This is a genomic window from Shewanella sp. Arc9-LZ (assembly GCF_010092445.1).
Classification (GTDB): Bacteria; Pseudomonadota; Gammaproteobacteria; order Enterobacterales; family Shewanellaceae; genus Shewanella.
On the sequence record NZ_CP048031.1, the window covers coordinates 4548019 to 4574223 of the forward strand.

Annotated in this window: 16 protein-coding genes and 3 rRNA genes; 9 read left to right on the top strand and 10 right to left on the bottom strand. The window is 43.2% G+C overall.

What is annotated here, in order from left to right; genetic code table 11:
* Positions 1-66: 66 nt before the first annotated feature.
* From lpdA to ampD, 6 genes are all read right to left on the bottom strand, one after another.
* Entirely contained in the window at positions 67-1497 is a 1431-nt protein-coding gene (lpdA, locus tag GUY17_RS19530; RefSeq protein WP_101087717.1) for a dihydrolipoyl dehydrogenase, read from the bottom strand.
* A gap of 199 nt (positions 1498-1696) precedes the next feature.
* A complete protein-coding gene (aceF, locus tag GUY17_RS19535; protein WP_162024075.1) occupies positions 1697-3694 on the bottom strand; it encodes a pyruvate dehydrogenase complex dihydrolipoyllysine-residue acetyltransferase in 1998 nt (665 codons plus the stop codon).
* A gap of 11 nt (positions 3695-3705) precedes the next feature.
* Positions 3706-6372, bottom strand: a complete 2667-nt coding sequence (gene aceE, locus GUY17_RS19540) for a pyruvate dehydrogenase (acetyl-transferring), homodimeric type (protein WP_101087719.1) — start codon at positions 6370-6372, stop codon at positions 3706-3708.
* A 91-nt stretch (positions 6373-6463) separates the two neighbouring features.
* On the bottom strand, positions 6464-7216 hold the full coding sequence (gene pdhR, locus GUY17_RS19545) for a pyruvate dehydrogenase complex transcriptional repressor PdhR (RefSeq protein WP_101087720.1): 753 nt from the start codon (positions 7214-7216) through the stop codon (positions 6464-6466).
* Positions 7217-7779: 563 nt separating this feature from the next.
* On the bottom strand, positions 7780-8631 hold the full coding sequence (ampE, locus tag GUY17_RS19550; protein WP_162024076.1) for a beta-lactamase regulator AmpE: 852 nt from the start codon (positions 8629-8631) through the stop codon (positions 7780-7782).
* Between the two features lie 162 nt (positions 8632-8793).
* Positions 8794-9348 carry a 1,6-anhydro-N-acetylmuramyl-L-alanine amidase AmpD gene (ampD, locus tag GUY17_RS19555; protein ID WP_162024077.1) on the bottom strand — a complete coding sequence of 185 codons (555 nt, stop codon included), beginning with the start codon at positions 9346-9348 and terminating at the stop codon, positions 8794-8796.
* A 417-nt stretch (positions 9349-9765) separates the two neighbouring features.
* Here ampD and nadC point away from each other — a divergent pair, with 417 nt between their 5' ends.
* Together nadC and GUY17_RS21310 are read left to right on the top strand one after the other, a co-directional pair.
* Positions 9766-10644: a carboxylating nicotinate-nucleotide diphosphorylase gene (gene nadC, locus GUY17_RS19560; protein WP_162024078.1), complete on the top strand. Its 879-nt coding sequence runs from the start codon at positions 9766-9768 to the stop codon at positions 10642-10644.
* 1069 nt (positions 10645-11713) lie between these two features.
* A complete protein-coding gene (locus GUY17_RS21310) occupies positions 11714-12148 on the top strand; it encodes a pilin (protein WP_302476619.1) in 435 nt (144 codons plus the stop codon).
* 470 nt (positions 12149-12618) lie between these two features.
* Here the strand turns inward: GUY17_RS21310 and GUY17_RS19570 are convergent, their stop codons facing one another.
* A complete protein-coding gene (locus GUY17_RS19570; RefSeq protein WP_162024079.1) occupies positions 12619-13986 on the bottom strand; it encodes an O-antigen ligase in 1368 nt (455 codons plus the stop codon).
* 197 nt (positions 13987-14183) lie between these two features.
* On the opposite strand from GUY17_RS19570, the gene pilB reads away from it, so the two are divergent.
* From pilB to mutT, 7 genes are all read left to right on the top strand, one after another.
* A complete protein-coding gene (gene pilB / locus GUY17_RS19575) occupies positions 14184-15890 on the top strand; it encodes a type IV-A pilus assembly ATPase PilB (RefSeq protein WP_162024080.1) in 1707 nt (568 codons plus the stop codon).
* A 109-nt stretch (positions 15891-15999) separates the two neighbouring features.
* Positions 16000-17259 carry a type II secretion system F family protein gene (locus GUY17_RS19580; protein WP_162024081.1) on the top strand — a complete coding sequence of 420 codons (1260 nt, stop codon included), beginning with the start codon at positions 16000-16002 and terminating at the stop codon, positions 17257-17259.
* A gap of 31 nt (positions 17260-17290) precedes the next feature.
* Positions 17291-18217 carry an A24 family peptidase gene (locus GUY17_RS19585; RefSeq protein WP_162024082.1) on the top strand — a complete coding sequence of 309 codons (927 nt, stop codon included), beginning with the start codon at positions 17291-17293 and terminating at the stop codon, positions 18215-18217.
* The gene (gene coaE, locus GUY17_RS19590; protein WP_162024083.1) at positions 18214-18843 is read left to right on the top strand and encodes a dephospho-CoA kinase; all 630 of its coding nucleotides are present in this window, start codon (positions 18214-18216) and stop codon (positions 18841-18843) included. The genes GUY17_RS19585 and coaE overlap by 4 nt, the downstream gene beginning before the upstream one ends.
* Positions 18836-19570 carry a cell division protein ZapD gene (gene zapD, locus GUY17_RS19595; RefSeq protein ID WP_162024084.1) on the top strand — a complete coding sequence of 245 codons (735 nt, stop codon included), beginning with the start codon at positions 18836-18838 and terminating at the stop codon, positions 19568-19570. The genes coaE and zapD overlap by 8 nt, the downstream gene beginning before the upstream one ends.
* Positions 19571-19612: 42 nt before the next feature.
* Positions 19613-19825, top strand: a complete 213-nt coding sequence (gene yacG, locus GUY17_RS19600; protein WP_162024085.1) for a DNA gyrase inhibitor YacG — start codon at positions 19613-19615, stop codon at positions 19823-19825.
* A gap of 23 nt (positions 19826-19848) precedes the next feature.
* Positions 19849-20244, top strand: a complete 396-nt coding sequence (gene mutT / locus GUY17_RS19605; RefSeq protein WP_162024086.1) for an 8-oxo-dGTP diphosphatase MutT — start codon at positions 19849-19851, stop codon at positions 20242-20244.
* Between the two features lie 556 nt (positions 20245-20800).
* Here mutT and rrf read toward each other — a convergent pair.
* From rrf to GUY17_RS19620, 3 genes are all read right to left on the bottom strand, one after another.
* Positions 20801-20916 (bottom strand): 5S ribosomal RNA (rrf, locus tag GUY17_RS19610).
* Between the two features lie 138 nt (positions 20917-21054).
* Positions 21055-23959 (bottom strand): 23S ribosomal RNA (locus tag GUY17_RS19615).
* A 377-nt stretch (positions 23960-24336) separates the two neighbouring features.
* A 16S ribosomal RNA gene (locus tag GUY17_RS19620) occupies positions 24337-25879 on the bottom strand.
* The 16S, 23S and 5S rRNA genes sit together here, the layout of an rRNA operon.
* Between the last annotated feature and the right edge of the window lie 326 nt (positions 25880-26205).

The following is a 26205-nucleotide window of genomic DNA, read 5'->3' on the forward strand; positions in this document are numbered from 1 at the left end:
GAAAAAAGACAAAAAAAAGCACCCCAAAATGGAATGCTTTTTTTAAGGCTATTTAGTCAGTGTTAATTACTTCTTCTTAACCGCTTTAGGGTTAGGTAAGTCAGTAATTGAACCTTCATACATTTCAGCCGCTAAGCCTACAGACTCATGTAATGTTGGGTGAGCATGAATCGTTAATGCGATATCTTCAGCATCACAACCCATTTCAATTGCTAGGCCAATTTCACCTAATAATTCACCGCCGTTAGATCCAACAATAGCACCACCGATCACGCGATGAGTCTCTTTGTCGAAAATTAACTTAGTCATACCTTCACTGCAATCAGAAGCGATTGCACGGCCGCTTGCAGCCCAAGGGAAAGTTGCGGTTTCGTAAGCAATACCTTGCTCTTTCGCTTCTTTCTCAGTTAAACCGACCCATGCTACTTCAGGATTAGTATAAGCAATTGATGGAATCACTTTAGGATCGAAGTAGTGCTTCATGCCCGAAATCACTTCCGCTGCAACATGACCTTCATGCACACCTTTATGAGCCAACATAGGCTGACCAACGATATCACCGATAGCATAAATATGCGGTACGTTAGTACGTAACTGCTTATCAACGTTAATAAAGCCACGTTCATCAACATTCACACCTGCTTTTTCAGCAGCTAAAGACTTACCATTAGGTGAACGACCAATTGCGACTAAAACAGCATCGTAACGAACAGGTTCGGCAGGTGCATTCTTGCCTTCCATTGTTACGTAAATACCGTCGTCTTTTGCTTCAACTGCGGTCACTTTAGTTTCAAGAATAAGGTTAAACTTCTTCTTGATTTGCTTAGTGAATACACGGACAACGTCTTTATCTGCAGCAGGAATAACTTGGTCAAACATTTCAACCACGTCAATTTTACTGCCTAAAGATGAATACACAGTACCCATTTCTAGACCAATAATACCGCCACCCATCACTAATAACTTACCAGGCACTTCTTTCAGTTCAAGTGCATCAGTTGAGTCCCAAATACGTGGGTCGTCATGTGGAATAAACGGTAATTTAATTGGACGTGAACCCGCTGCAATAATGGCTTGTTCAAACTGAACAACAGTCACAGTGCCATCTTCAGCAGTAACTTCTAAGCTATTAGGGCCAGTGAACTTACCAAAACCATTAACCACATCAACTTTACGCATTTTAGACATTCCGCCTAAACCGCCTGTTAATTGGCCAATGACTTTATTTTTAAAGCTACGTAATTTGTCTAAATCAATCTTTGGCTCACCAAAAACAACACCATGGTCAGCAACAATTTTGGCTTCTTCAATGACTTTTGCTACGTGCAATAGTGCTTTTGAAGGAATACAACCAACGTTTAGACACACACCACCAAGGGTACTGAAACGCTCAACAATTATGGTGTCTAAGCCTAAGTCAGCAGCACGAAACGCCGCAGAATAACCTGCTGGGCCTGCTCCTAGTACGACTACTTGAGTTTTGATTTCGTTACTCATGATTTCCTCTAATCTTGTTCATTCCGTGTGAAAGACGGATCGGCCCAAATGTCGATGTCGCCAGCTTGAAACTTACGTTTCACTTCCAATTTCTTTCAATTGTGGACTAAAAAATTGGGATGGGCGCATTTTATACTCAAATCAATTTGTTTGAAACCGATCACAATAAAAAGGTCGCTCATATGAGCGACCTTTGTGGTTATAAAATCAATGTACGAATGTCTGATAGTATCGCAGACAAGGTCACACTAAAGCGTGCAGCCATTGCGCCATCAATAACGCGATGGTCATATGACAACGATAACGGCAACATTAATTTAGGTTCAAACTCTTTACCATTCCACTTTGGCTTAATTTCAGATTTTGAAACACCTAAAATAGCCACGTCTGGGTAGTTAACAATCGGCGTAAACGCCGTACCGCCAATACCACCTAAACTTGAAATGGTAAAACAGCTACCTTGCATGTCAGCAGACTTAAGTTTGCCGTCACGAGCACGGATAGAAATGTCGGTTAACTCACGCGACAATTCAACAATGCCTTTCTTATCAACGTCACGTACCACCGGAACCATTAGGCCATTTGGCGTATCAACAGCAACACCAATGTGGAAGTACTTCTTCTGAATAAGCGACTCACCATCAGGGCTCAAACTAGAGTTAAACACAGGGAACTCAGCTAATGCTTTGGCGACAGCTTTCATCATGAACACTAGTGGAGTGATCTTGTAATCCGCTTTCTTCTTCGCGGCAAGGTCGTTCTGCTGCTTACGGAATGCTTCCATCTCAGTGATATCAGCTTCGTCAAACTGGGTGACATGTGGAATAGTTACCCAGTTGCGATGCAAATTAGGACCAGAGATTTTCTGGATACGGCTTAGTGGTATTTCTTCCACTTCACCAAACTTACTGAAATCAACTTTAGGCGCTGCAATCACGTTTAAGCCACCAGCACCACCAGAAACCGCTGTAGCAGCAGTTGCTTTAGGGCGTGATAATTCGTATTTCACAAACGCTTGCACGTCTTCTTTCAAAATACGCGCTTTACGGCCAGTACCAGAAACCTTGGTTAAATCAACACCAAACTCACGCGCTAAGCGACGTACCGCAGGCGAAGCATGAACAACGCCGGTTGACGCAGTCACTGCAGCACTTGGGTGAAACGGCACTGGTGGAGTGGATGGACGATTAGCCGCCATAGTTGGCGCGGCTGCCGCTGGAGCGGGCTCTGCTTGAGCAGGAGCAGCTTGCGCTACTGGTGCAGAGCTAGTGGTTTCAATGGTCGCAATTAAGCTACCTTGAGACACTTTATCGCCCACTTTAACCGTTAACGACACTAATTTACCGGCAAACGGTGCTGGCACTTCCATCGTAGCTTTGTCTGTTTCAAGGGTAATTAACCCTTGATCTGCAGTGATTTCATCACCAACAGCAACCAACACTTCGATAATATCAACATCATTGGCGTCGCCAATATCAGGCACATGAATTTCTTGTACTTGAGTTGTCGTTGCGGCTTGTGCTGCAGGAGCCTGAGCCGCTTGAGCAACCGGTGCAGCGGCTTGTGGCGCAGATGCAGTAGGTGCAGCTGCAACAGGCGCAGAACCGGCAACTTCTAGCGTGATAACCAATGAACCTTCAGACACTTTGTCGCCAACGGCCACTGTTACTGATTTAACCACGCCCGCTTTAGGTGACGGTACGTCCATGGTTGCTTTATCGGTTTCTAAGGTAATTAAGCCCGTATCAACGTCAATGCTATCACCAACAGCAACTAATACTTCGATGACCGACACGTCAGTGTCTCCGCCGATATCAGGTACTTTTACTTCAATCACTTCTGAGCTACCAACACTTGGTGCGGCAACTGGCGTCACTGGTGCAGGAGCTGCTGCTTGTGCCACTGGCGCTTCAGCTTTAGGTGCTGGCGCAGCTGCTTCGGCTTTAGCCGGTGCAGCGTTAGCTGCACTCATCATCGCAATCAAGGTACCTTCAGAAACGGTATCACCGACAGCGATTTTTAATTCTGCTAACGTACCAGCAAAAGGTGCTGGAATGTCCATGGTCGCTTTATCACTTTCAACTGTAATGATTGATGCTTCTTTTTCAAGATAATCACCAACCGCAGCACAAATTTCAATAACCTGTACTGCATCAGTATCGATGTTAGGAACCAAAACTTCTTTTAATTCAGCCACTTTGTATCCCCTTACGCGAACTGTGGGTTAATCTTGTCAGCATCAATACCATATTCAGCGATGGCTTTAGTCAACACATCAACAGGCATTTCATTACGATCAACAAGAGACTTCAGTGCCGCAATAACAATAAACTTAGCGTCTACTTCAAAGTGATGACGTAAGTTTGCGCGGCTATCGCTACGACCAAAACCATCAGTACCAAGTACTTTATAGTCTGTCGGTACGAAAGCACGTAATTGCTCGCCGTATATCTTCATGTAGTCAGTAGCCACAATCGCTGGCGCGTCTGCAGATAATACTTGGCTAATATATGCTTGCTTAGGTTTTGCTGTTGGGTGCAACATGTTCCAACGCTCAGCAGCCTGGCCGTCACGAGTTAACTCGTTAAAGCTAGTTACACTGAATACGTCAGCGCTTACGCCAAAGTCTTTTGCTAATGCTTGTGCAGCTTTACGCACTTCTTCAAGTATCGTACCGCAACCCATTAACTGCACTTTACCTTTACCACTACCGGCAACTGTTTCAAGCTTGTAAATACCTTTGACAATACCTTCTTCGGCACCGGCTGGCATTTCTGGCTGAACATAGTTTTCGTTCATTGTGGTTAGGTAGAAGAAGATATCTTCTTGATTTTCGCCATACATACGACGAATACCATCTTGTACTACAACTGCAATTTCATAACCGTAAGTTGGATCGTAAGAAATACAGTTTGGAATAGTGTTAGCCAATACGTGGCTGTGACCATCTTGATGCTGTAAACCTTCGCCGTTCAATGTTGTACGACCTGAAGTACCACCGACTAAGAAACCACGAGCGCGCATGTCGCCAGCAGCCCATGCCATGTCGCCAATACGTTGGAAACCAAACATAGAGTAGTAGATATAAAACGGAATCGTTGGCATGTTATTGACTGAGTAGCTAGTTGCAGCTGATACCCAAGATGACATTGCACCTAATTCGTTAATACCTTCTTGTAAAACCTGACCGGTTTTATCTTCACGGTAGTACGCCACTTGATCAGAATCTTGTGGGATATATTTTTGGCCTTCGTGAGCATAAATACCCACTTGACGGAATAAACCTTCCATACCAAAAGTACGCGCTTCATCAGGAATAATCGGCACAATACGCTTACCAATACCCTTGTCTTTCAATAACGCGGTTAATACCCGTACAAACGCCATGGTTGACGAAATTTCACGGCCATTAGAGCCTTTCAAAATCGAATCAAAAATTTTCAATGAAGGAATTTCTAACTCTTCAGTGAACTTTTCACGACGTTGCGGTAAATAACCTAATAATGCTTCACGGCGACTCTTCAAGTATTTCACTTCTTCAGAGTCTGGACCTGGATGATAGAAAGGCAGATCTTCTAGCTGGTCATCAGGGATCGGGATATTGAAACGATCGCGGAAGTAGCGAATAGATTCAGCACCCATCTTCTTCACGTTGTGAGCGATGTTTTTACCTTCGCCTGCATCACCTAAACCGTAACCTTTAACGGTTTTAGCTAAGATAACGGTTGGGCGACCTTTAGTTTTCTGTGCATGTTCAAGTGCAGCGTAAACTTTAACAGGATCATGACCACCACGGTTTAAACGCCAAATGTCATCATCTGACATGTTAGCAACCATTTCGGCAGTTTCAGGGTACTTACCAAAGAAATGCTCACGCGTATACGCGCCGCCTTTGGCTTTACAGTTTTGGTATTCACCGTCTACGGTTTCTTCCATTAACTGCAATAATTTACCGCTAGTATCACGAGCCAATAACGGATCCCAATAGCGTCCCCAAATCACTTTAACCACTTCCCAGCCTGCGCCGCGGAATTCGCCTTCAAGTTCTTGGATGATTTTACCGTTACCACGTACAGGACCATCAAGACGCTGTAAGTTACAGTTAACAATAAAGACTAAGTTATCTAATTCTTCACGGGCAGCTAAACCAATAGCACCTAATGCTTCTGGCTCGTCACACTCACCGTCGCCTAAGAAACAGTAAACCGTCTGCTTAGAACAATCTTTTAAACCACGGTCAGTTAAATACTTTAAATAACGCGCTTGGTAAATCGCTTGAATAGGACCTAGACCCATCGATACCGTCGGGAACTGCCAATAAGTAGGCATTAACTTAGGGTGTGGGTACGAAGAAAGTCCTTTGCCATCAACTTCTTGACGGAAGTTAGCCATTTGTTCTTCAGTAATACGGCCTTCAAGGAACGAACGCGCATAAATACCAGGTGCAATATGACCTTGGAAATACACCAAATCACCACCGTCATGCTCATTAGGCGCACGGAAGAAATGGTTAAAACACACATCGTAAATTGTCGCACTAGACGCGAAACTTGAAATATGGCCACCCAGCTCTAAATCTTTCTTAGAACCACGTAACACCATAGCCAAAGCATTCCAACGAATAATCGCCCGAATACGGCGTTCCATTTCTTGGTTGCCAGGCATGTTTGGTTCTTGGCCTGCTGGAATAGTGTTTAAATACGCAGTTGTCGCGTTATACGGTAAGTGAGTACCGTTACGGCGAGCTTTGTCGATTAATTTTTCGAGTAAAAAGTGTGCACGTTCAGGCCCTTCTTGCTCTAACACAGCTTGTAGAGCATCAACCCATTCTTGGGTTTCTGATGGGTCTAAATCTTGAAGCATATCTTCAGACATCTCGCAGTCCTTCTCTATATACGGATTATATTTCGGCTTTTTGCTGCTTGTTGACACAGCAAAAGTGTATTCTTATTCAAAGTGACAAGTGCTACACGCCGCTCTTTAAACGGCGCAAACTACGTTGCAACCGACTGTCTTCTTCCCTTACTGACAACATGACTTCTTCGATGTAGCTTAAGTGCTCATTCGAAGCTTCACGTGCAGCGTCTGGGTCCCGGCGTATAATCGCAGCCAGTAACGCGCGTCTGTGATCATTTGCCATGGTGGAAGCTTCTTCGCGTATGCTTAAAAGCTCCAGATTTTGTGCGACATTTTTGTGCAGCACAGGGGTTAAACTTAATACTAAATGCAACATAGCAACATTGTGTGATGCTTCTGCAACCGCACGATAAAAACGTACAATGGCAGCAGCTTTAGCCTCAATATTCGTCGCAGCTTCTACTTCAATAATTCGTTTTTGAATATTCTGCATATCCGAATCGGTGCCACGCAGCGCAGCATAATACGCCATCATGCCTTCTGTGGCGTGACGGAATTCGAGTAAGTCATACTGACTTTCAGAGTCGTTATGCATTAATTCAACGATAGGATCGGCAAGGCTTTGCCACAGTTGTTCTTTAACATAGGTGCCACCGCCTTGACGACGCATGAGCAACCCTTTAGCTTCTAATTTTTGAATCGCTTCACGTAAAGAAGGACGAGACACTTCAAATTGCACCGCGAGTTCGCGTTCAGGAGGTAGTTTCTGACCAGGCTGCAAACTGCCTTCTAGGATCATCCGCTCTAATTGCTCCATGATCACATCAGAAATTTTTGGCTGGTTAATCTTAATATAAGCCATGTAGCGCTCTGCTCCCTAAACAAGCAATTGTCAATTGGTCTTACCAATTAATATGAGAGAGCGCACTTTATCAAATCATACAAGCCGTGTCTAGTTATCAGCAAACCGACAAAAGAACACCGCTTTGTTTAAAACGCTCAAGCCCAGAGCATAACCGATATTTATGCTTAAGGGGTCAGACCATTTATCCGGAAGTCCTAGAAACTAGAGCGCTACGCTTCTAGAGGCTATAAAATCTCAGCAGCGAAGCTGTCCTAGAATCTTAGCAGCGAAGCTGTAATAGAATCTTAGCAGCGAAGCGGTCCTAGAATCTCAGCAGCGAAGCTGTCCTAGAATCTTAGCAGCAAAGCTGTCCTAGAATCCTAGCAGCAAAGCTGTCCTAGAATCTTAGCAGCAAAGCTGTCCTAGAATCTTAGCAGCAAAGCTGTCCTAGAATCCTAGCAGCAAAGCTGCCCTAGAATCTCAGCAGCGAAGCTGTCCTAGAATCTCAGCAGCGAAGCTGTCCTAGCAGGACGTTGTCCGCCCTAGAAGCGTAGCGCCCTATCCGCTTAGCACCCTAGAGTCTAACTAACAAATCCAAAAATGGTTAATACCGAAACCATGGTTAGCAGTAATACAAAGTTACGCTTACTTAATGCCAGTAATGCCAGGGTAGATTGCACACTCAACGGCGCATCTCCAACTTCAGGTAAAGACTCTGCCGCAACAGCAGTATGGGTCACTATCGTTTTAGCATCGGTATTGACACTTAAACCATATTGTCGCCAAACGCTTAACCCTGAACTAAACTGGCCACTTAACACATAACCAAAACTAAACACTCTGCTTGGCAGCCAATCAAATATCATTTGTAAACGGTCGACCAATGGCATTTCAAGTTTATTCTTGCTGTTGTACTCACTATAAAAACGCACTGTACAATATAAAACTGCACCTACTGGGCCTAAAAATATCAAATACAACGCCACAGCACCGTAATAGCGGTAATTAATCCACGCCACCATTTGGCCCACTTTGCGGCCTAAATCCTGTTCGTCCACTACATCCAAATGCTCTGTAGAGTCCAACTCGCTAGCGTAACAGTAACAGGCTTGTACATCTCCGCGGCATGCCGCTTGAATATACTGTTTAAACACAATTCGTAATGTTTGGTGACTAAAGCAAATAATCGATATCAGCACCCAAAACAACAAGCTCAATAAATCAAAAAAAATACCATCAAGCAGAAAACTGATCAACAACACTAATAAGGCAGGCAACACGATGGCAATCACCACACCGAATGGTGATTTTAGCGACTGGCTATCCCAAAACTGCTTTTGGTAACGCGTCATCACACTATCGAACTGCCAACCGCTCGGCAGAAGCTTCATACGCTCAACTAGAATTGCCACTAATAATGAAAATAACGCCATGAATATCCTTTTAACTTCAATTCAGTTGTTGCTGTCGCCATTAAAGAACCGTTTTTACGTGGGCGATGGCTACAAATGCTCTCAGCAAATGAGATCAATAAATGCGATCAATAAATGCGACCAACAAATGCGACCAACAACAGTTATGTCCACAAGACTAGCCTAAGCAACGGCAATGGCTTGCTTATATCGAGACCAATCAAAACTAAAACCTGGATCTGTTTTACGCCCTGGTGCGATATCACAATGGCCAACAATATTATTTACGTTAATCATAGGATACTGCGCCATTAACTCAAATGTTAACAGCATTAATTGATGATATTGCTCATCGGTATAACCACTACTATCGGTGCCTTCTAGTTCAATACCAATTGCAAAGTCGTTACAGCCCTTACGCCCGTTAAACTCAGAGATACCAGCGTGCCATGCTCTGTCATCACAACTCACATACTGCACCACTTCACCATCGCGGCGAATTAAAAAGTGTGCCGAAACTTGCAAACCTGCCAACTCAGTAAAACTGTCGTCAGCCTTAATATCTAAGCAGCCTTGAAAAAGTGCATCAATGTGCGGTAAGCCAAAACACCCCGCCGGTAAACTAATATTGTGGATCACCAACAAACTCACCTCATCTGTTGGCCGTGAATTAAAATGGGGCGAAATACACTTTCTAGCGCTGGCTAACCAACCTTGTTTTAATAAGCCTTTTGCCATATTCATCCTTTAAACATAACGACATAACCTCAACCAGAGTTAACAATAGGATTGTAAGCCAAAACTAGCATAATTGGCCTATTGGATATCAAACTTGTCATTTGCTTAGCTAACAAGGTGCTGCCACTTATCATTAGCAGTGCCAGTAGCTGGTCTATTGTAAGTCAATGCAACACAGTTAGCGGCTCAAAGGACAGTTCGATAACCGTTTATTATCTCAAGCTAAGGTTATTTAACCATTCTCAATCTGAATTTAACAGTATTAAACGGCCATACCCATGCTGAAAATTGCCGACTGGGTAGTGTCAGTATCTAGCCAAGTTATGGTAATCTTTAACAAATGCATTCTGTAACAAACACTCCGTTGAATGCAGATACTGTTTAGCCTTATTACACTCTTTAGCAAGGATTTTGCTTATGTTAGAAAACGACATCCGTCATGCAGTGCAAACAGCGCTTGATGAAGACTTAGGTCACACAGCCCATAATACCATTCACGATATGCTCAATGCTGATATTACCGCTCAGCTTATCCCTGCAGACAAACACGTTTCCGGCGCGTTAATCACCCGCGAAGATGGGGTTTTTTGCGGTAAAGCGTGGGCAGAGCAAGTATTTAATCAACTGGGTAGTGAAGTCGTGCTGCATTGGCATGTTGATGACGGTGACTTAATTGTAGCCAATCAATTGTTATGCGAACTATCTGGCCCTGCACGCGCGATTTTAACTGGCGAACGTACAGCAATGAACTTCATTCAAACCTTATCAGGGGTAGCCAGCTTAACAAAATTGTACGTTAATAAACTTGCAGGTACCCATACTCAATTGCTCGATACCCGTAAAACTATTCCTGGTCTTCGCACCGCCCAAAAATATGCAGTCACCTGCGGTGGCGGCAAAAACCATCGCATTGGTTTATTCGATGCCTTCTTAATCAAAGAAAACCATATAATGGCGTGCGGCGGCATCTCACAAGCCATTACAGCAGCGCGCGCTTTAGATGGTAACAAGCCAGTAGAAGTGGAAGTAGAGTCTCTTGATGAGCTCACCCAAGCACTTGCTGGCGGAGCAGATATCATTATGCTCGACAACTTTGACGTCACCATGATGGTCGACGCAGTCAGCCTTAATAATCGTTATAAAGACCAAGGCAAAGGCGCTAAATTAGAGGTTTCAGGCAATGTCACGTTAGACACCCTAGCCACCTTCGCACAAACTGGCGTTGATTATATTTCAGTAGGCGCCCTGACTAAGCATGTCAAAGCATTAGATTTATCATTGAGATTGAAGGCTTAAAACTTACATTTTCTAGGTTCTAGAACGGACTGCTAGAGTCGCAGCGCTACTAGAACCTAGACTTGAGGCTTTTAGCTCGCATGTCACAGCTTGCCCCCGCTTGCTATCTCTCGTCACCGTATCCCATCACTTGCTATCTTTGGTCACCGTATGTCAGCGCTTGCCCCCGCTTGCTATCTTTCGTCACCGTATGTCACCGCTCGTTGCTAAGATTTTATAGCATCTAACAGCGCAGCGTTCTAGAACCTAGGCCTTTTAGTTTTTACCCTGCGACAACGTTAAAGCAGAGATGTTGAAATAATTTGGGTATAAACCTGCCACATCTGCTATCAGAAAAAGCGCCAACAAACCGACATTGTTGCATTTTTGTCAAATAATTTCTCCTCTATGCCTAGCACGTCAAAAAACATATAGGGTATAATGTGCGGAAAATGTGAAAGCAGAGCATTTTTAGACATTTATTTTTAATTTGTATCATAAAACTATTCCTTTTTTTGGCGGTTTATACTAACGTCTAATGTAGGCGAGTTGGCCTTTCGGCCATGTACTGCAATACTAAAGTTGCAAAAAGCGTCTATTTTTTATCAATCACGTAACATTGATTCAACGGCTTGTTAGTGATATTAATATTACCGATTAATAAAACGAGCGTTTACAATAGCATTGCAGCTCAGCCGAAATGCAATACTGACACAATAAAGTAAGTAGCTTGTTGCTATCTATAAGTGATGAAATTTACTGTCCAATGGATAACAAACATAGCGATGGCTAAACTGTAAAACTTGTTATACTGAATATGTTTCATAGGTTTAGCCCTCTAAAAGCACATTTTAGAAAAAAGAATTAACAAACCTTGTCATCATGGACACATAAAACTTAAATCATTGCACACTATGGTATGAGTAATATGCACAAGCGACGACATAAACGACATCGTGACAATTAATGTCACATATTTGTGTCTGTAAGGCCTTAGGCATATGGATTGCCATTTAGCACACTCAACTATAAACAAGTGTACTAATTATCTAGGATTGAAACTGCCACAGCCTATTTTACGGAGAGAAAAATGAAAGGTATTAACCAAATCAAAAACGCTAAGGGTTTCACTCTTATTGAATTAATGATCGTAGTCGCGATCATCGGTATTCTTGCAGCAATCGCATTGCCTGCTTATCAAGATTACACTGTTAAATCACAGGTTGGTTCTGCATATTCAGAGGTTAGTTCAGTTAAATCTCAATATGAAGTAATTATGAATGAAGGAAAAACACCTTCTCTAACTGCTACCGATGCTGGCTATATTGGCCAGACTGAAGGTGATGCTCGTTACTGCACACTAGCTTTAGAGGCAGATGGTGGTGGCGTTAAATGTACAATCAAGAATTCAAATGCAAAAGCAACCGGAAAAAGCTTAACCTTAAAGAGGACTGCTGAAGGTGTGTGGTCATGTGTTACGGGTGGGAGTTTAGAAGCTAAATTCAAACCAGGTAGCTGTAGCTAATTTATATTAGAAACAGTTTACCCAATATTCTCTAAGCAATATAGTTATGCCGTTCGCTTTAAAGTGAACGGCATTTTTTTAGCTACTATATAAATAAATATTTTTATTGAATTTTAGTCATAATATTCACTGATGTAATCATTTCGCTACAAATTCTCATCAACAGCTTACTGCTGCCTTAGCATATGTAGGTTAATGTGCGAACGTTATAGTTTGAAGTATGCATAGATTTAGGTCGATTAATGCGAAGCAATGAACCTGCTAATCAAGTACTTTTTCACATCTCGGTATACATGGTGATTTTTTATTATTAATTGGCGTACTGTTTTATTACATAAAGGGATATAGCAATGATAATTAACCATAAAATTCATAGATAAATTACGTTGCATTGATGTAGCATCTTTTCACTCAAGATAAAGTTTTTAGTTAATGAAATTTGTTATCTGCAATATAAAGTTATCTTTCATCTAAAACCCAACAGCACCATTAAGCCAAAATCGAGGGTGACCTGTTTCCTGCAGCGCTTCATGCTCAAAACTCCCCAACAAAATGATTGACGCAAAAGTAACGAATAATACCAATACGAACTTAAGTGAAGTATTTAGCTCCCAATGATCAAGTCGCCGCTCAGATATTAACGCCCAGAAAGCAGCAAGTACAAAAGCTAGTACTAACTGAGAAAATGGCATTACGATTACACCACTAAAAAATGAATAAATGGCGATTGCTGTGATGGAGAAAACAAGGCAAATTGTTAGCCCGTGATTCTCTCGTTTAACTATATCAAAAGCTTTATAAAAAAACTTCATTAGAAATCCTACAACCAGTAAGCTAACAATCGCGCCATACTCATAAACTAATTGTACGATAGAGTTATGCGGATGAGCATTGGCTAGCGGTCTTCCTTCCGCCCATGCAAAGCTCATTGGACCAAAACCAAACCAAGGTTGTTCCGTTATTTTCTGCATAGCATAAATCCACATATCAATTCTTCCCGAACTTGTCAATCTAATCGGTGAGCTATCATTATCAAATAATAGGTACGGGAGAATAATTACAAAGACTAACCATAATAAAGCGCCTAGCAATAAGGACCTTAGAAAGAATCCCGCCCCCAACTTTCTCCTTATTGTTGGTAAGTAAAAAAGTATCAAACTAAATGCTATAACTAGTGATATTATTGCCCCTCGGGCTTCCGTTTGAAACAATATTAGCCAGTGAAGGGCCACTAGGATCAATGAATATAATTTGTACATCTCAAGTTTTGAATAAAAAACTGGCAGAAATAAAATTGGCAAAAGCATAACCTGTAACTGGTTTAGGAATCGAATATTGTCATAACCAACAATCAGACTATTGGCATGAAAACTTTTCAAATCAAAATAATAGAAACTAAGATTAAGAACATAAACGACAAAGTGGAATACAGAAAATAAAGCGACCGTTAAGAATAGAATGCTTGCCAATTTTTCTTTCGGTAACCAATGAAGGCTGCTTCTAAATAGTGTAATAATAACAAATAAAAGAGAAATATTTGTGAGCTCTATCATCCCCCAATAGGGGTGCTTACTTTGTAGAGCAGAAGCTATTGCTAAAACAAAAAAGCCAATTAACAATATTACTGACAACTTCGAGGGTAAATAGAACTTTAGAGATTGAGCAAAACAAGCTAAAATAACAGTAAACCAAACAAAAGCTATAACTAAGAAACGCTTAGCATCATATAAAGTACTAATGTTTAATAGAGTCGTAAAAAAATTAGATAAAACAGTACCCAAAATAAGGGCTGTAGCCAAAAAAAGAAGTTGGAAGGTTGTGTAAGTTTTTAACTGCATTTCACACCAAGCACCATTGTATGAATATTAATTTCTGTATCTGTATCTGTATCGCACATTGTTGTTTTTAGCAAATAAACATTTAACAAACCTTTATTTATTTAAGATTTCATAAAAAGTTATCTGATTGTACTCGTTGAATGACATTGTAATGAAAAGCGGTTAATATTTACTATCATATTAATTTTGGAGTCTCCATGGCGTCAACAAGTCTTAACTTAGGGCTCTCAAGCTTGTTCGTTAAAAAGAATCTACTTAGCGATCAAGTGATTACTGATGCCATATCTGAATCACGAAAAAGTAAGAAGACTTTAGTTAGTAGCCTAATCTCTATGAAGGCACTATCAGCTCGAGAAATAGCTGAATTATGCTATGAAGAATATGGCACTCCATTACTCGATTTAAATGAATTTGATATTACTCAAATATCAGAAGAGCTTTTAAATAAAAAACTTATCGAAAAACATAAGTGCCTGCCATTATTTAAACGCGGTAACCGTCTCTACATCGCTACATCCGACCCTACCAATATTGCAGCTCTTGAAGACTTCCAGTTTAGTTTAGGTTTACATGCCGAAGCTATTCTTGTAGAGGACGATAAGCTCAATAAAGCACTTGAAAAAATTCTTGAAGAAGACATTAGTGGTCTTGGATTAGAAGGTATTGATGAAGAAGCCCTTGCTAATATTGAAGTAACTGATACAAGCCGAGACGATGAACCTTCAGTAGATAGCAGTGATGATGCACCAATTGTTATTTATATTAATAAAATTCTTACCGATGCCATACGTAAAGGTGCCTCAGATTTACATTTTGAACCTTACGAAAAACGCTACCGTATTCGTTTTCGTATCGACGGTATCTTGCATGAAGTATCCGAGCCGCCGGTCAATCTATCCAACAGGATTTCCGCCCGTTTAAAAGTCATGTCAAAACTCGATATTGCTGAGCGTCGAGTGCCGCAAGATGGCCGTATAAAAATGAAACTGTCGCGAACCAAATCTATCGATTTTCGTGTCAGTACCTTGCCCACCATCTGGGGCGAGAAGATCGTAATGCGTATATTGGATTCATCTTCTGCGCAGCTTGGTATTGAAAAGCTCGGCTATGAAGATGATCAACGTTTGTTATATGAAGAGATGCTCGCTAAACCCCAAGGAATGATTTTAGTTACCGGCCCTACTGGTTCGGGTAAAACAGTCTCCTTGTATACCGGCCTCAATATTCTTAATACCGAAGAGCGTAATATTTCCACCGCCGAAGATCCGGTCGAAATTAACCTCGAAGGGGTTAATCAGGTCCATATTAATTTAAAAGCAGGCTTAACTTTCGCATCTGCGCTGCGCTCATTCTTACGTCAAGATCCGGATGTGGTGATGGTGGGTGAAATTCGCGATTTAGAAACCGCGGAAATAGCTATAAAAGCGGCGCAAACAGGCCATTTAGTGTTATCAACCCTACATACTAATTCTGCCGCGGAAACCTTAACCCGTTTAATCAATATGGGTGTACCTGGTTATAACATTGCCAGCTCAGTCAATTTAATTATTGCCCAACGACTTGCCAGACGCTTATGCCCAGCATGTAAACACGAAGAGACGATTCCAGTTGCTGAAATGCAACGACTAGGATTTAGTGAAGCCAATATAGCCAAAGGCTTCAGCGTATTCAAACCTGTCGGTTGCGAGCTATGCTCCGGTGGTTATAAGGGCCGTGTCGGTATTTATGAAGTGATGAAAATGAGCGATGAAATCGCCCGTATTATTATGGAAGGTGGTAACTCACTCCAAATTGCTACCTTAGCAAAGCAGCAAGGCATGCGCGATTTACGTCAATCTGGGCTACTTAAAGTCATTCACGGTGTAACCAGTATTGCCGAAATTAACCGTGTCACCAGTTTTTAATTCAGCTATAGTAAAATCAATTATTGTAAATCAACTCTTTAATTAGTTATTCTTTATTAAAAGTAATGTTTTAGCGTGGATGCAACGAAACAATAAAAGGATTGGCTAAATGGCCACAGCAACAAAAAGAAAGACTAAGCCGAAGAAAACCACCAAGCACCAACCTAAGGTTTTTACTTACCAATGGAAGGGCGTGAATCGTGATGGTCAACGTACTTCAGGCGAACTAAAAGGCTCCACGATTGCTGAAATTCGCAGTGTGTTAAAAGCACAAGGTGTCACGCCTAAGGGCGTGCGAAAAAAGTCAGCCCCTTTGTGGAAGTCTGAGAAAAAAATCACCGCGATGGACATTGCGATGATGACTCGTCAAATTGCCACAATGTTGTCAGCAGGCGTCCCGCTTGTGACTACTATTGAATTATTGGGTAGAGGTCATGAAAAGGCAAAAATGCGTGAATTACTGGGCACTATTTTATCCGACGTCCAATCAGGTATTCCGCTTTCAGATGCATTAAGACCGCACAGACGATATTTTGATGATTTATATGTCGACTTAGTCGCGGCCGGTGAACATTCAGGCTCACTAGATGCGGTATTTGATCGCGTAGCAACCTATCGTGAAAAAGCTGAGCAATTAAAATCTAAAATAAAAAAAGCCATGTTTTATCCTGCTGCAGTGGTCGTAGTTGCTTTTGCCGTAACTGCACTACTACTATTATTTGTAGTGCCTCAGTTTGAAGATATATTTAAAGGGTTTGGTGCAGAATTACCAGCCTTTACACAAATGATTATAAACTTATCCCGCTGGCTACAGTCCTCATGGTATTACTTTGCCATTGCTATCATTGCTGGTATTTGGCTGTTTAAGCGGACACATAGAAATTCGCAAGCATTCCGAGACCGCGTGGATGTTGCCGTTCTAAAAATCCCTGCTATTGGCGATATTCTTCACAAAGCTTCAATGGCTCGCTTTGCGCGTACTTTAGCAACAACATTCGCAGCAGGTGTGCCATTAATCGACGGTTTAGAGTCTGCTGCTGGGGCATCAGGTAATTATGTATACCGTAAAGCATTACTAAAAGTTCGCCAGGAAGTGATGGCAGGCATGCAAATGAATGTCGCTATGCTCACAACAGGCTTGTTTCCAGACATGTTAATTCAAATGGTAATGATTGGTGAAGAATCTGGCGGCTTAGATGAAATGCTTAATAAAGTATCAAACATTTATGAAATGCAGGTTGATGACGCTGTCGATGGTCTATCGAGCCTAATTGAACCCGTTATGATGGTAGTAATTGGTACTGTTGTTGGCGGTTTAATTATCGGCATGTATTTACCTATTTTCGAAATGGGTAATATTGTCGGTTAATATTAAATAATTCTCAAAATAAAAAGAAAAAATGACTGAATTCATCTCTACTTTTGTTGCAACAATGATTCAAAACCCTTGGGTCTTTGTTGCGATTAGCTTTATTTTTGCTGCCACCATTGGCAGCTTTCTCAACGTCGTGATCCACCGTTTACCGGTGATGATGAAACGTGAATGGCAAAGCGAATGTAACTTTTATCTCAACGAATATCATCCTGACATTGTTAAACAAGTAGGCAGTGAGCGTTTACAGAAAGCCATCGATCCCTTTCCTGAAAAATACAATCTGGTAGTGCCAGGTTCCGCCTGCCCTAAATGCAAGGCCAATATAAAGCCTTGGCATAATCTGCCAATATTAGGTTGGATGATGCTTAAGGGTAAGTGTGCTGATTGCAAAACCAGTATTTCAAGCCGTTATCCCATTATTGAACTGTTAACTGGCGTATTAATTGCCGCATTAGCATGGCATTTTGGCCCAACATGGCAATTTGTGTATGCCAGCATTCTAACGTTTGTGTTAGTGGCGTTAACTGGCATCGATTTAGATGAAATGCTATTACCGGATCAGCTAACGTTACCAATTCTTTGGTTAGGATTAATCATTAACCTTAAAGGCATTTATACCAGTCCGGAAGACGCGATTATTGGCGCTGCTGCAGGGTATTTAAGTTTATGGTCGGTATTCTGGTTATTTAAATTAGTTACTGGCAAAGAAGGTATGGGCTACGGTGACTTTAAACTATTAGCCGTTTTCGGTGCCTGGTTAGGCTGGCAAATGCTGCCATTAATTATTTTACTGTCTTCACTAGTAGGCGCGGTAGTTGGCATAACCATGATTATGACTAAGAAGCTCAACAAAGGTAACCCAATCCCCTTTGGTCCTTATATCGCTGCAGCAGGCTGGATAGCGTTAGTATGGGGACATGACATTCTTAATTGGTATCTTAGTACGTTATGAGCTTAAACAAGTATGTTGTAGGGCTAACAGGCGGCATAGCCAGCGGTAAAACCACCGTGGCTAACTTATTTGCAGAGTATGGCATAGACTTAGTGGATGCCGATGTTATCGCCCGAGAGGTGGTATCTATTGGCTCTGACGGTCTAAACGCGATAGTACAACACTTTGGTCAGTCGCTACTTCTAACCGATGGTAGCCTTGATAGAGCAGCTCTACGAGCACAGGTATTCGATAATCCTCAACAACGTTTATGGCTTAATAATTTACTCCATCCAATGATCCGCCAAAAGATGCTCAACCAAGTGCAAGCATCGACTTCTGCATATGTAATAATGGTAGTACCCTTGCTATTTGAGAATCACTTAGATAGTTTAGTTGATACTACTTTGGTTGTAGATATAGCACCAGAGTTACAGATTTCAAGGACGATGCAACGTGATGGTGTCAGTAAACAACAGGTAGAGCATATTCTGGCGAGTCAAATGACTCGAGAGCAACGACTTGCTAAAGCTGATAACATTATTGATAATCAAGGAGAATATGAGCTGTTGCGCAGTCAAGTACTTCGTCTGCATCAGCAATACTTACAACAGGCAGCCGATTTAGAAACTAACGTCAATGACTGATTTAATTTATGAACAACCATTAAATGAAAAAATACGCAGTTATTTACGTATAGAAAACCTTGCCCTACAGTTGAAACAGCATGCCGAACAAGATAACCAACATCAATGTTTTAGCCCTTTATTTGCTCTTGCCGAACTAACTGAACGTTGTGATTATCGCACCGATATTTTAAAAGATATTGAAAAACAGATTCAGATAATTTCTCATTGGCGTGCCCACTCAAATGTAGATAATGCTCAAGTGGATCAACTCACCCAAAGACTTATCGCGCTAAAATTACCACTGCAAGCACAAGAAAGAATTGGCTGTAGCCTTAAACAAGACAAATTTATCTCTGCATTACGACAGCGCTTCAACATGACTGGCGCATACTGTAATTTCGACTTTCCACAGCTGCACTTTTGGCTTGGCAAAGACTGGCAACATCGACAGCAAGATATCAAAAGTTGGCTTATTCAATACCAGCCTCTACTCGCCCCGATCACATTACTTCTGGAACTGATTCGAACGACAGCAGATTTTGGTTTATGCCAAGCTCCAGTGGGTTTCTACCAAGGTAACTCAGTTCAACCTCTGTCATTAATTCGAGTACAAATAAATTCCAATCAAAACTGTTATCCCACCATCAGCGGCAATCGAAATCGTTATGCCATTCATTTTGTCGATTTCGATTTACATCGTCATACCAGTGAAACTGTTGAGTTCTCACTAGCAACCTGCACATAAACACTTTAACATCACTAGTAATATAAATAACCAAGAATGATTATGCCTTTAACAGTAGTAAACTGCCCAATTTGCAGAACCAAAGTTGAATGGAAAGATGAATCCCTATTTAAACCTTTTTGCAGCGAACGTTGTAAATTGATCGATCTTGGCGACTGGGCCAGCGAGAAGCATGCTATTCCGCTGAAGAATAGTATCGATCCAGATATGCTTGATGACATTGGTTTTGATGAAGGTGACTTCTTTAAACAATAAGTTGAAATGATAAGGGGCAACACTTGCAAAAAAGAATTCATGTCGCTGTTGGTGTCATCATTAATCAAGATAGGCACATTTTACTGGCTAAAAGGCTCGGACACCTTCATCAAGGTGGAAAGTGGGAATTCCCTGGCGGTAAGGTGGAAATTAATGAAACGGTTACTGAAGCGTTAATTAGAGAGCTCAAAGAGGAAGTTAATCTTGATGTAGCTAATTCAACTCCCTTCATGGACATCTGTCATGATTATCCAGATAAACACGTCAGACTTGATATTCATTTAATTACTGAATTTTCAAACCAAGCGCAAGGTATGGAACAGCAGCAAATTGAATGGGTGCCGATACATAGTATTGCAGAGTACGACTTCCCAGAAGCCAATCAGCCTATCGTAGAAAAGATATTAGCTGAACTCTGAAATTGTCCCTCCCCATTTAAATACCGATCTAAAAAATAAGTCCATTGCTAATAAAGTAATGGCCTTAAAAAGATATTTCCCTGCCTTGAAAAAATTCACAAATACTCCTTCTCTATCAATATTCATTGGAGCATTACATAGCGCCGTAATTAACCGTTGTTTAGTCATTTTAAAACGTTAAGTCGATAAAAACGTGGTCATAGTTATAACGACTATCTGACTACATCAATAGCCGAAATGACAGCCTAAACACGTGCCCCTGTTTGGAGTGCAAATTTAATTGACCAGATCAATATCGTCTGCACTATGATGGATGCTATCAACCACCGTATTCTCAAATTTTGGATACAAAAAAGCCCGCTATATAATAGCGGGCTGTTTCGCGACTCTCTAAAGTCAATTAGGCGCCTGGAAATGACCTACTCACGCATGGGCATATTCGACAAACTGCTGTCATGTTTTGGCCAATAACAAACTCTACACTATAAATTATAGACGTAAAAAAGCCCGTTACGTTAGTAACGGGCTTATCACTACTCTTTCGAGTCAATTAGGCGCCTGGAAATGACCTACTCTCGCATGGGGAGACCCCAAACTACCATCGGCGATACTGTGTTTCACTTCTGAGTTCGGAATGGGATCAGGTGGTGCCACAGCTCTATGGTTTCCAGACAAATTTTGTTTATCTAACGCACTATTCTTGATGCATTAAATAATAATTCGGAAAGCTGATTGCTTTTTGAGTCTCTCGCACTGCTTAAGCGCTTTATTCTAATACTAAGTCGTATCAGTAAAACCCATCTGGGTTGTATGGTTAAGCCTCACGGGTCATTAGTACAAGTTAGCTCAACGCCTCACAACGCTTACACACCTTGCCTATCAACGTAGTAGTCTCCTACGGCCCTTTAGAGAGCTTAAAGCTCTAGGGATGACTCATCTTAGGGCTCGCTTCCCGCTTAGATGCTTTCAGCGGTTATCGATTCCGAACGTAGCTACCGGGCAATGCCATTGGCATGACAACCCGAACACCAGCGGTTCGTCCACTCCGGTCCTCTCGTACTAGGAGCAGCTCCCTTCAATCATCCAACGCCCACGGCAGATAGGGACCGAACTGTCTCACGACGTTCTGAACCCAGCTCGCGTACCACTTTAAATGGCGAACAGCCATACCCTTGGGACCGACTTCAGCCCCAGGATGTGATGAGCCGACATCGAGGTGCCAAACACCGCCGTCGATATGAACTCTTGGGCGGTATCAGCCTGTTATCCCCGGAGTACCTTTTATCCGTTGAGCGATGGCCCTTCCATTCAGAACCACCGGATCACTATGACCTACTTTCGTACCTGCTCGACGTGTATGTCTCGCAGTTAAGCTGGCTTATGCCATTGCACTAACCGTACGATGTCCGACCGTACTTAGCCAACCTTCGTGCTCCTCCGTTACTCTTTGGGAGGAGACCGCCCCAGTCAAACTACCCACCAGGCACTGTCCTCAACCCCGATAAGGGGCCAGAGTTAGAACATCAAAACTACAAGGGTGGTATTTCAAGATTGACTCCACTCAGACTAGCGTCCAAGCTTCAAAGTCTCCCACCTATCCTACACATGTAGGTTCAATGTTCAGTGCCAAGCTATAGTAAAGGTTCACGGGGTCTTTCCGTCTAGCCGCGGGTATACGGCATCTTCACCGCAATTTCAACTTCACTGAGTCTCGGCTGGAGACAGCGTGGCCATCATTACGCCATTCGTGCAGGTCGGAACTTACCCGACAAGGAATTTCGCTACCTTAGGACCGTTATAGTTACGGCCGCCGTTTACCGGGGCTTCGATCATGAGCTTCTCCGAAGATAACCCAATCAATTAACCTTCCGGCACCGGGCAGGCGTCACACCGTATACGTCATCTTGCGATTTTGCACAGTGCTGTGTTTTTGATAAACAGTTGCAGCCACCTGGTATCTGCGACTCCCGTCAGCTTAGAGAGCAAGTCTCATCACCAACAAGAGCGTACCTTCTCCCGAAGTTACGGTACCATTTTGCCTAGTTCCTTCAGCCGAGTTCTCTCAAGCGCCTTGGTATTCTCTACCCGACCACCTGTGTCGGTTTGGGGTACGATTCCCACTAACCTGAAGCTTAGAAGATTTTCCTGGAAGCATGGCATCAACTACTTCATCACCGTAGTGACTCGTCATCAGCTCTCAGCCTGTACATTAAAGTACGATTTCCCGGATTTGCCTAAGAAATCAACCTACCACCTTAAACGCGGACTACCAACGCCGCGCTAGCCTAGCCTTCTCCGTCTCTCCATCGCAGTTAGCGGAAGTACAGAAATATTAATCTGTTTCCCATCGATTACGCCTTTCGGCCTCACCTTAGGGGTCGACTCACCCTGCCCCGATTAACGTTGGACAGGAACCCTTGGTCTTCCGGCGAGGGAGTTTTTCACTCCCTTTATCGTTACTCATGTCAGCATTCGCACTTCTGATACGTCCAGTGTGGGTTACCCCTTCACCTTCAACCGCTTACAGAACGCTCCTCTACCGCGCATCTCTAATGAAATGCACCCGTAGCTTCGGTGGTATGTTTAGCCCCGTTAAATCTTCCGCGCAGGCCGACTCGACTAGTGAGCTATTACGCTTTCTTTAAATGATGGCTGCTTCTAAGCCAACATCCTAGCTGTCTAAGCCTTCCCACATCGTTTCCCACTTAACATACACTTTGGGACCTTAGCTGACGGTCTGGGTTGTTTCCCTTTTGACAACGGACGTTAGCACCCGCTGTCTGTCTCCCGAGTAGTACTCATTGGTATTCGGAGTTTGCAAAGGGTTGGTAAGTCGGGATGACCCCCTAGCCTTAACAGTGCTCTACCCCCAATGGTATTCGCTCGAGGCGCTACCTAAATAGCTTTCGAGGAGAACCAGATATCTCCGAGTTTGATTGGCCTTTCACCCCCAGCCACAAGTCATCCGCTCATTTTTCAACATAAGTCGGTTCGGTCCTCCAGTTGATGTTACTCAACCTTCAACCTGCCCATGGCTAGATCACTCGGTTTCGGGTCTACACCTTGCAACTAAACGCGCAGTTAACACTCGGTTTCCCTACGGCTCCGCTATTCGCTTAACCTCGCTACAAAATGTAAGTCGCTGACCCATTATACAAAAGGTACGCAGTCACGGTCTCAAGAACCGCTCCCACTGCTTGTACGTATACGGTTTCAGGTTCTATTTCACTCCCCTCACAGGGGTTCTTTTCGCCTTTCCCTCACGGTACTGGTTCACTATCGGTCAGTCAGGAGTATTTAGCCTTGGAGGATGGTCCCCCCATATTCAAACAGGATGTCACGTGTCCCGCCTTACTCGTTTTCATCTATGGTTAGTTTTCATGTACGGGGCTATCACCCTGTGCCGCTGTGCTTTCCAACACATTCCACTAACACCCCATAGACTTAAGGGCTAATCCCCGTTCGCTCGCCGCTACTAGGGGAATCTCGGTTGATTTCTTTTCCTCCGGGTACTTAGATGTTTCAGTTCCCCGGGTTTGCCTCACTACACTATGTATTCATGTAGTGATAACAGCTTATGCTGCTGGGTTTCCCCATTCGGATATCGTTAGCTCAAATGCTTATTACTAGCTCGCCAACGCTTTTCGCAAGTTATTACGTCCTTCATCGCCTCTGACTGCCAAGGCATCCACCGTATACGCTTGGTCACTTAACCATACAACCCAAATGAGTTTCACTTGCGTGAACATCTGGGCCATATCATGACCAGCTGGTTTTTACTTGTCTCACCTCCGACCAGGAAGTGGACTCGCCTTAGTTTTTTAGAATATTCAAGACACTTAAACAGTGTTTTGAGAACTCAAGTGTTAATGCTTTCGCATTAACGTTTTTCGCACTAACGTAATCACATCAATAACAACGAATCGTCATTCATGCGCCTTTAGTTAGTACTATCAGCTTTCCAAATTGTTAAAGAACAACACTTAACCGGCAAGCGGTGTGTTTCACTCTACTTCCGAAGAAGTTAACAAGTAATCTGTGTGAACACTCACATGCATCTCTGCACTTTAGGTATTGAGTTAGTCGTATAGGTAAGGAGGTGATCCAGCCCCAGGTTCCCCTAGGGCTACCTTGTTACGACTTCACCCCAGTCATGAACCACAAAGTGGTGAGCGTTCTCCCGAAGGTTAAACTACCCACTTCTTTTGCAGCCCACTCCCATGGTGTGACGGGCGGTGTGTACAAGGCCCGGGAACGTATTCACCGTGGCATTCTGATCCACGATTACTAGCGATTCCGACTTCACGGAGTCGAGTTGCAGACTCCGATCCGGACTACGACGTACTTTGTGAGATTAGCTCCACCTCGCGGCTTTGCAACCCTCTGTATACGCCATTGTAGCACGTGTGTAGCCCTACTCGTAAGGGCCATGATGACTTGACGTCGTCCCCACCTTCCTCCGGTTTATCACCGGCAGTCTCCCTAGAGTTCCCACCATTACGTGCTGGCAAATAAGGATAGGGGTTGCGCTCGTTGCGGGACTTAACCCAACATTTCACAACACGAGCTGACGACAGCCATGCAGCACCTGTCTCACAGTTCCCGAAGGCACAAGTCCATCTCTGGTCTCTTCTGTGGATGTCAAGAGTAGGTAAGGTTCTTCGCGTTGCATCGAATTAAACCACATGCTCCACCGCTTGTGCGGGCCCCCGTCAATTCATTTGAGTTTTAACCTTGCGGCCGTACTCCCCAGGCGGTCTACTTAATGCGTTAGCTTGGGAGCCCAGTGACTAAGTCACCAAACTCCGAGTAGACATCGTTTACGGCGTGGACTACCAGGGTATCTAATCCTGTTTGCTCCCCACGCTTTCGTGCATGAGCGTCAGTCTTTGTCCAGGGGGCCGCCTTCGCCACCGGTATTCCTCCAGATATCTACGCATTTCACCGCTACACCTGGAATTCTACCCCCCTCTACAAGACTCTAGTTCGCCAGTTCCAAATGCAATTCCCAGGTTGAGCCCGGGGATTTCACATCTGGCTTAACAAACCGCCTGCGCACGCTTTACGCCCAGTAATTCCGATTAACGCTCGGACCCTCCGTATTACCGCGGCTGCTGGCACGGAGTTAGCCGGTCCTTCTTCTGTAGGTAACGTCACAGTAATAGTTTATTAAACTATTACCTTTCCTCCCTACTGAAAGTGCTTTACAACCCGAAGGCCTTCTTCACACACGCGGCATGGCTGCATCAGGGTTTCCCCCATTGTGCAATATTCCCCACTGCTGCCTCCCGTAGGAGTCTGGGCCGTGTCTCAGTCCCAGTGTGGCTGATCATCCTCTCAGAACAGCTAGGGATCGTCGCCTTGGTGAGCCATTACCTCACCAACTAGCTAATCCCACCTAGGTTCATCCAATCGCGGAAGGCCCGAAGGTCCCCTCCTTTCCCCCGTAGGGCGTATGCGGTATTAGCAGTCGTTTCCAACTGTTATCCCCCTCGACTGGGCAGATCCCTAGGCATTACTCACCCGTCCGCCGCTCGTCACCTCAGAAGCAAGCTCCCTTGTGTTACCGCTCGACTTGCATGTGTTAGGCCTGCCGCCAGCGTTCAATCTGAGCCATGATCAAACTCTTCAATTAAAGTTCTTTTGAAAACCCCACTCTTATAAATAAGAACGACGCTTTCGGCTCAATGAATTCTGATTTCATTTAAAAGACTCGGAAGAATCAATTAAATGTTTGTACATATTACTATGAACATTCATCGTTGCATTGAGTTGTAATTTTTTGATTGCCAACATTCCGAAGAACAGAAGACAATTTCGAATAACTCAATACCTGTGAATGTCCACACAGATTTCTTGTTTAGATTGTTAAAGAACGTTGCTAACATGAACATCTTTCGATTTTTCATTCAGCGGCCGTTGACGCTAGGTCGTTGGCTTGGGGTGCGTATTCTACGCTTT

What these genes read in the sequence shown, in the direction of transcription:
- ampE (WP_162024076.1), bottom strand. Translation starts at nt 8,631, where the DNA reads ATGGCGTTATTTTCATTATTAGTGGCAATTCTAGTTGAGCGTATGAAG.
- aceE (WP_101087719.1), bottom strand. Translation starts at nt 6,372, where the DNA reads ATGTCTGAAGATATGCTTCAAGATTTAGACCCATCAGAAACCCAAGAA.
- yacG (WP_162024085.1), top strand. Translation starts at nt 19,613, where the DNA reads ATGCCTTTAACAGTAGTAAACTGCCCAATTTGCAGAACCAAAGTTGAA.
- GUY17_RS19585 (WP_162024082.1), top strand. Translation starts at nt 17,291, where the DNA reads ATGACTGAATTCATCTCTACTTTTGTTGCAACAATGATTCAAAACCCT.
- pdhR (WP_101087720.1), bottom strand. Translation starts at nt 7,216, where the DNA reads ATGGCTTATATTAAGATTAACCAGCCAAAAATTTCTGATGTGATCATG.
- nadC (WP_162024078.1), top strand. Translation starts at nt 9,766, where the DNA reads ATGTTAGAAAACGACATCCGTCATGCAGTGCAAACAGCGCTTGATGAA.
- ampD (WP_162024077.1), bottom strand. Translation starts at nt 9,348, where the DNA reads ATGGCAAAAGGCTTATTAAAACAAGGTTGGTTAGCCAGCGCTAGAAAG.
- GUY17_RS21310 (WP_302476619.1), top strand. Translation starts at nt 11,714, where the DNA reads ATGAAAGGTATTAACCAAATCAAAAACGCTAAGGGTTTCACTCTTATT.
- GUY17_RS19570 (WP_162024079.1), bottom strand. Translation starts at nt 13,986, where the DNA reads ATGCAGTTAAAAACTTACACAACCTTCCAACTTCTTTTTTTGGCTACA.
- pilB (WP_162024080.1), top strand. Translation starts at nt 14,184, where the DNA reads ATGGCGTCAACAAGTCTTAACTTAGGGCTCTCAAGCTTGTTCGTTAAA.
- zapD (WP_162024084.1), top strand. Translation starts at nt 18,836, where the DNA reads ATGACTGATTTAATTTATGAACAACCATTAAATGAAAAAATACGCAGT.
- lpdA (WP_101087717.1), bottom strand. Translation starts at nt 1,497, where the DNA reads ATGAGTAACGAAATCAAAACTCAAGTAGTCGTACTAGGAGCAGGCCCA.
- GUY17_RS19580 (WP_162024081.1), top strand. Translation starts at nt 16,000, where the DNA reads ATGGCCACAGCAACAAAAAGAAAGACTAAGCCGAAGAAAACCACCAAG.
- coaE (WP_162024083.1), top strand. Translation starts at nt 18,214, where the DNA reads ATGAGCTTAAACAAGTATGTTGTAGGGCTAACAGGCGGCATAGCCAGC.